This window comes from Sulfuricurvum sp., assembly GCF_028688295.1.
Lineage (GTDB): Bacteria > Campylobacterota > Campylobacteria > Campylobacterales > Sulfurimonadaceae > Sulfuricurvum.
Genome location: NZ_JAQTYM010000083.1, coordinates 1 through 8270, shown reverse-complemented (window position 1 = coordinate 8270; position 8270 = coordinate 1). Strand labels below are relative to the sequence as shown.

The following is an 8270-nucleotide window of genomic DNA, read 5'->3' as shown; positions in this document are numbered from 1 at the left end:
CCCTTTACCCACGGCAGTTGTAACAAGATACTCTGGAACGAAGTGAGCTCCAAAACCCGCGCCGGAACACCGTGCGTCGGATGCACCGAGCCCTCATATCCGAGACGTGAACTTTTCACGACTAAAACCTATATGTCGATTCCCGCAGAGATGCCACTGGGAATCCCGAAGCGGAGCTATCTCGCGCTCGCAGGGGCGGCGAAATCGTTTCATATTAAACGGCTTGAGGGGAAATTGATCGATGATAACGCATGAACTGATCGAGCGGATCGAGGGGGAAGCGGTACTCGATTTTAAAACCGATAAGGGGGGAATCGTCCAAGAAGCGGATATACGATTCTTGCATTTTCGGGGGATGGAGGCTATTTTGGAGGGGCGCAATGCCCTCGATGCTCTCGTCATCGCTCCGCGCGTCTGCGGTATCTGCGGACACTCCCATCTTATCGCTGCCGCTCGCATGATCGAGAATGCCTATATCGATGCGGGATTTTCTCTTACGATCACCCCAAAAGCCCATGCGATCCGTGAAATTACCTTATCGTGTGAACTGATCCAAAATCATATAAAATGGCTCTATCTCGTCATGCTCCATGAGAGCGGAAAGCTCTTAGGAAAAGAGCCTAACGTTGCTCTGAAAGCGCTTTACGCCTCGTCACAAATCAACCAACTCTGTGCCCTTTTCAGCGGGCAGTGGCCCCACAGCTCTTATGCGATCCCCGGCGGTGTGACGTGTGATCCAACCCATATCGAGGTGATGCAAGCTCTTAAAATCCTCAGCGAGGTAGAGAATTTTGTTGCCAAAGAGGTTTTGGGATGCCCGCTAGAGAAGTTCGAGCTTCATCTGCGAGGTGATTCGCACCGTGTGTTGGAAGGAGATGTTGGAACTCTTTTGCGTCAGTTTGAACGTTTAGGAATTCTCGATGCGGGAAAAAGCCACGATCGATTTTTGGTTTTGGGAGAGAATGGGGGGGTAATGGTAAACGGTGAACGCAATACCTCCGATATCGCTCTGGTGAGTGAAGATAGTTCGCAGACGTTTGCCGAAGGGGGTAAAACCTATGCCAAAAATGCCCTCTACAACGGAGAATTTTACGAGAGCGGACCACTCGCACGTGCTTTAATCACCAAGCGTCAGGGGATCACATCACTTTATAATCACTATGGAGACAGTGCCATGACACGGCTGAGTGCTCGTATCGATGAGATGGTGACTTTGATCGCTCATGTTCGCTCATTGCTAACATCCCTCGATCTCTCGCAACCCTCATTTATCCCTCCCTCTCACATCGAGAATATCAGCGGCTCTGGGGTAGGGATACTCGAAGCACCGCGCGGATCGCTGATCCACCGTGCCCGAATTGAGAGGGGTAAAATAGTATCATATTCGATCATCACCCCGACGCAGTGGAATCTCGGAAACGGAACATCATCGAATCTCGGTGTGGCGCAAAAAGCGATGATCGGAGCGGAATCGATAGCTAAAGCATCATTGATTTTCCGCACTTTTGATGTCTGCTCGGTGTGTACGACGCATTAAAAGATTGCAAAATGTCATAAAAATTAGGCTTAAGTAGTTTTTTCAGTATATTAATAAAAATGTGTGAGGGCAGTCAATGGACAAAATACAGCTTTTTAATACCCATAAGATACGAAGCCATTGGGATAATGATCGAGAAGTTTGGTATTTTAGTATCATTGATGTGGTTGCAGTTTTAACGCAAAGTGGAAATCCGAGAAAATATTGGAGTGTGTTAAAAGTAAGGCTTGGTAATGAAGGAAGCGAACTGGCTACAAATTGTAGCCAGTTGAAATTACAGGCGAGTGATGGTAAATTAAGGCTTACTGATGTTGCTACAACGGAACAAATTTTAAGACTTGTACAATCTATCCCCTCACCTAATACGGAACCTTTTAAAATGTGGTTAGCTAAAGTAGGTTATGAGCGAATAGAAGCTATGCAAGATCCTCAATTATCTATCGATAGAGCCATGCAAGACTATATGGAATTAGGGTACTCAAAAGAGTGGATTAACCAACGCCTAAAAAGTATAGAAGTCAGAAAAGAACTGACGGATGAATGGGAAGAAAAAGGGGTAAGTGATGCAAAAGATTTTGCGATGCTTACGAATATTATTACAAAAGCATGGAGTGGGCACACGACGAAAGCATACAAAGATTTCAAAGGACTCAAAAAAGAAAATTTACGCGATAACATGAGTAATCTTGAACTAGTACTGAATATGTTAGCTGAGGCAACAACGACGGAAATATCAAAAGAGACAAACCCTACAGATATAACGGAGCATAAAAAAGTTGCTTTAAAAGGGGGAACGATTGCAGGAAATACACGTCAAGCGATAGAAAAACAGACGGGTAAAAAAATTGTCACATCACAGAATGCACAAAAACTATTAAAAGCGAAAAATACAGATGAATGAAAATAACTTTTGTGGGAGGATTACAATGAAGACAATCGAAAATTACAAATTCCGTGACATGATATTGAAAATCGGAAAAAAAGCGATCAAAGAGGCACAAAAGCGGAGCCTTGCTAACGGTGTACCGAATGTTTATAGCCGAGACGGAGTGCCGTATTTTCAAATGCCAGACGGTGAAATTACCTCAAAAGTTCCGAAAGAGTACGAAGAGATTTATAAATAAATTTAAGAGGGAAAAAATTATGGATAAACGCTATCAAGTATTTATCAGCTCTACATATGCAGATTTAAAAGAAGAGCGAAAAAGTGTAATTCAGACTGTTATGGAACTTGATTGTATACCAGCAGGCATGGAATTATTCCCTGCAACAGATGAAGAACAATTCGAATTTATTAAGCGAATTATTGATGATTGTGACTATTATTTATTGATTATCGGTGGAAGATACGGTTCTACTACGGAAGCAGGTATTAGTTATACCGAACTTGAATATGATTATGCCGTCTCTCGTGGTATTAAAGTAATTGCATTATTGCATGAAAACCCAGATGAAATACCACTTGGAAAGTCAGAAAAAGATCCGATTCTTCGAGAACAATTACAGCGTTTTAGAGATACAGTTGCAATGAATAGATTAGTAAAATTTTGGAAAACGGCTGAAGAACTTCCAGGGCTTGTGTCGTTAAGTCTCTCAAAAACTATTAAGATGTCTCCTGCTATAGGATGGATTCGTGCAAATAAAGTTGCAAGTGAAGATATTCTTGGTGAAATTAATGAATTAAGAAAACAAAATGCCCAGTTACAAGCAACTATAAAAGAATTGTCAACTGAACCCATTGTTGCTGTTGACAATCTTGCTGGTCTTGATGAAGAAATTGAACTACATGGCAAGTATCTGTCTGGAAGCGCTGGATTCAAGCAAGAGAAGAGAATTTCAACTAAGTCAACTTGGCGTAATATTTTTTGGTGTATTTCTCCATATCTTACAAAACATCCAAATGATAGTAGTGTAAAATCTACTCTACAAAAATCACTTTTTAGTGGATATACATCACCAAGTTTAGATGATCAAGATTTCCAAACAATTTCAATACAATTAAAAGCAATGGGGCTAGTAAATATAAACTATTCTAAAAGTATAGAAGATGGAATGGGACTTTTTTGGTCGTTTACTCCTGCAGGAGAGAAATTGATGTTGGAGCTTCGAACTATACCAAGTGGCAAAGTATAAAGCTTATCAGTATGATTCCCACCCTTAGCCACATCACCGACAACATGGACGTATTCGCCGAGAAATTCGTTGGCGTTGATCTGCACGGCAAAAAGATCACCAAAGCCGAATTCGATGACTGTACTTTCGTCTCCTGCGATTTTAGCGAGACCTTTTTCTCCTCTTGCAAATTTACCGAATGCCGTTTCGAAAACTGCAATCTGAGCCTGATGAAACTCACCAGCAGCAAAATGAGCGATGTCGAGTTTGTCTCGTGCAAGATGATCGGGATTGATTGGACGATGGCGGATTGGAAGAGTTTACTCAATGCCGATCCCTTGCATTTTCGTGAGTGTATCCTCAATGATAGCAATTTTTTCGGTTTGAGTTTAGAGGGATTGATAATGAAAGAATGCCGAGCTAAAGAGGTTGATTTTCGCAATGGGTCGTTTCAAAAAGCAGACTTTAGTTTGAGCGATTTTAAAGGGGCTTTGTTCGGAAACACCCACCTCGAAGGTGCCAACTTTACCGACTCCTCCAACACCTCTATCGATGTACGCTCCAACCATCTCAAGGGGGCGATTTTTAACCGCTATGAGGCACTGTTTTTGCTCGAATCGATGGGGATCGTGCTGGTCGATTAAAATGGTCTTTTTTACTCCCTAGTCCTAAAATTAAATAACAAAATATCTTTTTAAATTAAATTTTACTTTTTAAATATTCGTTTAAGTTATTCAGACATACAATACTGAATGATTGTTCATTAATTATTTGAGGAGGGGATTATGTCCGATAGAGTAGAAGCGGTTAAAAAGCTGTTCACTTCGAAAAGTTCGCGCGTCGAAACGAACAAGGGTGATACGTATTATCAAGACTTGTTCGACAAATGTGAGGCGCGTTTGAATGAGATGCGCGCAAATCAGCCGGCTAATAAGCTCGATTTTGCCGACTTGCTCGAAGATAACGGTATAGATAGACGTGAGTTTATGAAATGGGCGAGTGCAACGACAGCGATGTTGATGCTTCCTCCGATGTTCACACCGCTCGTTGCGGACGCGGCGTTGTTGATGAATCGCGCTCCTGTTATTTGGTTGGAACTGCAAGACTGTGCGGGTAACTCCGAAGCCCTTTTGCGCTCAGACGGACCGAAAATCGATGAGATTGTCCTCGACATCATCTCCCTCGAATTCCATGAAACGCTTCAAGCGGCGTCAGGGCATCAAGCAGAAAAACAGCTTGATGAAGCGATGGAACATTTCAAAGGTAAATACCTCCTTTTCGTAGAGGGTTCAATCCCTATGGGTATGGACGGCCAGTATGGGACTATCGGAATCAAAGGTGAGACGTTCCATGATCACCTCCTCCGCTGTGCCGAAAATGCGGCTGCGGTAATCGCGGTCGGAAGCTGTGCAACGTTTGGCGGTATCCCTGCCGCTTCTCCAAATCCTACGGGTGCTGTCGGTGTTATGGATGTGGTAAAAAACAAACCGCTTATCAATATCCCAGCCTGTCCTGCGAACCCTGCCAACATGGTCGGAGTAATTTTACATTACGTCTTGACGGGACAAGTTCCTGAACTCGATTCACTTCTCCGTCCTAAATTTGCATTTGGTTACCGTATCCACGATAACTGCGAACGTCGTGCCCATTTCGATGCGGGTGAATACGTTGAAGAGTGGGGCGATACAGCAGCACAAAACAACTTCTGTCTTTACAAAATGGGTTGTAAAGGACCAATGACGTTTAATAACTGTTCCATCGTTCGCTACAACGAAGCAGTGAACTGGCCTATTGGGGTAGGACGTGGATGTATCGGGTGTTCTGAGCCTGATTTTTGGGATAAATACGCGCATGAGCGTCCTATGGCGGATGCTAAGATTAAAGCACCTACGGGTGGTGTTGAAAAAACCGTTGATGAATTCGGTTTGGGCTTGTTGACCGCAGCGGGGATCGGTATTGCGATCCATGCCGCAGCCAGTACCGTAGCCGGTAAACGAGAAAAATCAGGAGAGAGCCATGAGTAAGCATATAGTAGTTGACCCTATTACCCGTATCGAAGGACATTTGCGTATCGAAGCGGTCATTGATGATAATAACACGATTGTAGATGCATACAGTGCATCAACGATGTTCCGTGGTATTGAAACGATTTTGCAAGGGCGTGATCCACGCGACTGCGGACTTTTGGCGATGCGTATCTGCGGTGTTTGTACCGGTACTCACTATCAGCGCTCTATCGAAGCGGTAGAGGATGCGTTCAAAATCACTATCCCGAAAAATGCTCGTTTGGTTCGCAACCTGATTCAAGGTGCGCTGTATGTTCATGACCACGTCGTTCATTTTTATCACCTTCATGCCCTCGATTTCGTCGATGTGGTCTCAGCTCTCTCAGCTGATCCGGCTAAAACAGCGGCAGAAGCACGTAAATGGGCAGGTGTTGCGGGTGTAAGTCCGTTTATTGATGGGGAAAGCCAATTTAAAGAGATCCAAGATCGTGTTGCAAAGTTTGTAAAACAAGGTCGTTTGGGTATTTTCGGAAACGGCTATTGGGGCAATCCCCACTATAAATTGACACCGGAACAAAACTTGATAGGCGTAGCCCATTATCTCATAGCACTTGATGTTCAACGTGATATGGCAAAAATGCAGGCTATCCTCGGCGGTAAAAATCCGCATCCTCAATCGATCGTTGTCGGCGGGGTAACGTGTGTTCAGGATATTCAAAATCCGGCACGTTTGGCACTCTTTAAATCCCTTCTGCTAGAGGGGACAAAATTTGTCAAACAAGCTTATCTCCCAGATGTCTATATGGCAGGAACGATGTATGCGGGTGAAGCGACCGATTCTAAAGCGACGTTCAGCGAGCTTGTCGGCGGCAAAGGGGTCGGCGGAACTGGCGGCGGATTACTTAACTTTATGAGTTACGGCGATTTCCGTCTCGATGATACCGGATTCTATAAATCAGCACTTCTCTTTCCTAAAGGGGTCGTGATGGGTGGAGACATCTCTAAAGTACTTCCGTTGGATGAAGAAAAAATCATGGAAGACGTGACCCATGCCTGGTATAAAGGAGATAAACCTCTCCATCCGTATGAGGGGGAAACAATCCCTGAATATACCGGACTTGATCGTCGTGAAAACGGAGATGCCTATCTCAAAACCAAAGAGAAATACAGCTGGATCAAATCACCGATCTATAACGATGCTCGCGTTGAAGTGGGACCATTGGCTCGTATGGTTATCGGTGTGGCGGCAAAAGACGCGCGTATTACAAAATACGTAACGAACTTCTTGACACGAGGAAATCTCCCTGTAACCGTTCTCTTTAGTACGATTGGACGTACGGCGGCGCGTGCTATCGAGACAGAATTGATGTCGGATGTTATGGTGGAATGGATTGATGAACTGGCTAAAAACGTTCTTGCCGGTGATAAGAGTACATGGACGGAATTTGATTTTGATGCAGTGAGTGTGAGCGCAAAAGGTCGCGGGATGGCAGAAGCTCCGCGTGGAGCACTCGGTCACTGGGTACGTATTGAGGGTGGAAAAGTAGCGAACTACCAAGCAATCGTTCCATCCACATGGAATGCGGCTCCGCGTGATCACAAAAATCGGATGGGTGCGTATGAAGCGAGTTTGATCGGGACGAAAGTTGCCAACCCTGAACAACCGTTGGAGATCATCCGTACGATTCATAGTTTTGACCCTTGTATCGCTTGTGCGGTTCACGTTGTCGATACCAAAGGTAAAGAGCTTGCTGTTTACAAAGTAGATACCTCTTGCAGTATCTAAGGAGACAATCATGAAACAGGGGTACAAACAAGTCAAACGTATGACACCCGCAATGCGCATTATCCACTGGGTGAATGCGATTTGTATGATCGGGGCGATTGCGACAGGGCTTTACATCGGTCATCCGTATTATCAAACGTTTATTGCCGACCCGGCAGTGGACAAATACGTGATGGCATGGAACCGTTACGGGCACTTTATTATTGCGATTATTTTTGATGTTACGTCAGTCATAATTGCTTATTTATATTTTTTCAGCCGTTTTGAAAAGCCGTATAAAAAGCTTATTCCTAACAGTAAAAATGTGAGTGAATTTGGTGCAGTATTAGTGAATCTAATAACACTCAACCGTAAAAAAGAGTTTGATTCATCTCATGCGGACAGTTTCAATACCGTCTATTTTACGATTTTTCATATACTCCTCATTTGGATGCTTTTCACAGGGCTACAGTTGTATGTACACGGATTGGGTTCAGGAATCAGCTCTATTGGAGCATGGTGGCCGTGGATGCTTCATCTGGTTACTGACTGGACGATTCCGGTTACGGGTGGAACATTGATGGATGTTCGCATTTCTCATCATACGACGATGTGGTGGATTATTTGTTGGGTAGTATTTCATATCTATTACCAAATCTGGAGAACCATTTTCTGGAAAGAGGCAGATATCGCTATCGTTATCGGCGGGTCGAAATTCGTCAAAGAATAAAAGCTCACGGACATTTGTCCGTGACTCTTTTTACTCACTCTCTTTTGAAGAGGGTGAGTAAAGAGAGCAAAGGACGGCTATGGCATTCGCATTAGAGGTGATGACCTCATTTACACAACC

At 43.9% G+C, this 8270-nt stretch carries 8 protein-coding genes and 1 pseudogene; all 9 read left to right on the top strand.

Annotation, left to right across the window (positions count from 1 at the left end; genetic code table 11):
* Positions 1-255: pseudogene (locus PHR02_RS12150) on the top strand (hydrogenase); the annotation flags it as partial.
* Entirely contained in the window at positions 242-1537 is a 1296-nt protein-coding gene (locus PHR02_RS12145; protein ID WP_299992398.1) for a nickel-dependent hydrogenase large subunit, read from the top strand. The pseudogene PHR02_RS12150 and the gene PHR02_RS12145, both read left to right, overlap by 14 nt.
* A 76-nt stretch (positions 1538-1613) precedes the next feature.
* Positions 1614-2438: a BRO family protein gene (locus PHR02_RS12140; protein ID WP_299992397.1), complete on the top strand. Its 825-nt coding sequence runs from the start codon at positions 1614-1616 to the stop codon at positions 2436-2438.
* Between the two features lie 25 nt (positions 2439-2463).
* A complete protein-coding gene (locus PHR02_RS12135; RefSeq protein ID WP_299992396.1) occupies positions 2464-2661 on the top strand; it encodes a hypothetical protein in 198 nt (65 codons plus the stop codon).
* Between the two features lie 19 nt (positions 2662-2680).
* The gene (locus PHR02_RS12130) at positions 2681-3670 is read left to right on the top strand and encodes a DUF4062 domain-containing protein (protein ID WP_299992394.1); all 990 of its coding nucleotides are present in this window, start codon (positions 2681-2683) and stop codon (positions 3668-3670) included.
* 11 nt (positions 3671-3681) lie between these two features.
* A complete protein-coding gene (locus PHR02_RS12125) occupies positions 3682-4293 on the top strand; it encodes a pentapeptide repeat-containing protein (protein ID WP_299992392.1) in 612 nt (203 codons plus the stop codon).
* A 141-nt stretch (positions 4294-4434) separates the two neighbouring features.
* On the top strand, positions 4435-5673 hold the full coding sequence (locus PHR02_RS12120) for a hydrogenase small subunit (RefSeq protein WP_299992390.1): 1239 nt from the start codon (positions 4435-4437) through the stop codon (positions 5671-5673).
* Positions 5666-7441 (top strand): nickel-dependent hydrogenase large subunit, encoded by a 1776-nt coding sequence (locus tag PHR02_RS12115; protein ID WP_299992388.1) that lies wholly within the window; start codon positions 5666-5668, stop codon positions 7439-7441. Before PHR02_RS12120 ends, PHR02_RS12115 begins: the two co-directional genes overlap by 8 nt.
* Before the next feature lie 10 nt (positions 7442-7451).
* On the top strand, positions 7452-8150 hold the full coding sequence (locus tag PHR02_RS12110; protein ID WP_299992386.1) for a cytochrome b/b6 domain-containing protein: 699 nt from the start codon (positions 7452-7454) through the stop codon (positions 8148-8150).
* Positions 8151-8270: the final 120 nt, after the last annotated feature.

Bases quoted from the DNA above. Each gene is read 5' to 3' on its own strand.
- PHR02_RS12145 (WP_299992398.1), top strand. From the start codon at position 242: ATGATAACGCATGAACTGATCGAGCGGATCGAGGGGGAAGCGGTACTC.
- PHR02_RS12140 (WP_299992397.1), top strand. From the start codon at position 1,614: ATGGACAAAATACAGCTTTTTAATACCCATAAGATACGAAGCCATTGG.
- PHR02_RS12135 (WP_299992396.1), top strand. From the start codon at position 2,464: ATGAAGACAATCGAAAATTACAAATTCCGTGACATGATATTGAAAATC.
- PHR02_RS12130 (WP_299992394.1), top strand. From the start codon at position 2,681: ATGGATAAACGCTATCAAGTATTTATCAGCTCTACATATGCAGATTTA.
- PHR02_RS12125 (WP_299992392.1), top strand. From the start codon at position 3,682: ATGATTCCCACCCTTAGCCACATCACCGACAACATGGACGTATTCGCC.
- PHR02_RS12120 (WP_299992390.1), top strand. From the start codon at position 4,435: ATGTCCGATAGAGTAGAAGCGGTTAAAAAGCTGTTCACTTCGAAAAGT.
- PHR02_RS12115 (WP_299992388.1), top strand. From the start codon at position 5,666: ATGAGTAAGCATATAGTAGTTGACCCTATTACCCGTATCGAAGGACAT.
- PHR02_RS12110 (WP_299992386.1), top strand. From the start codon at position 7,452: ATGAAACAGGGGTACAAACAAGTCAAACGTATGACACCCGCAATGCGC.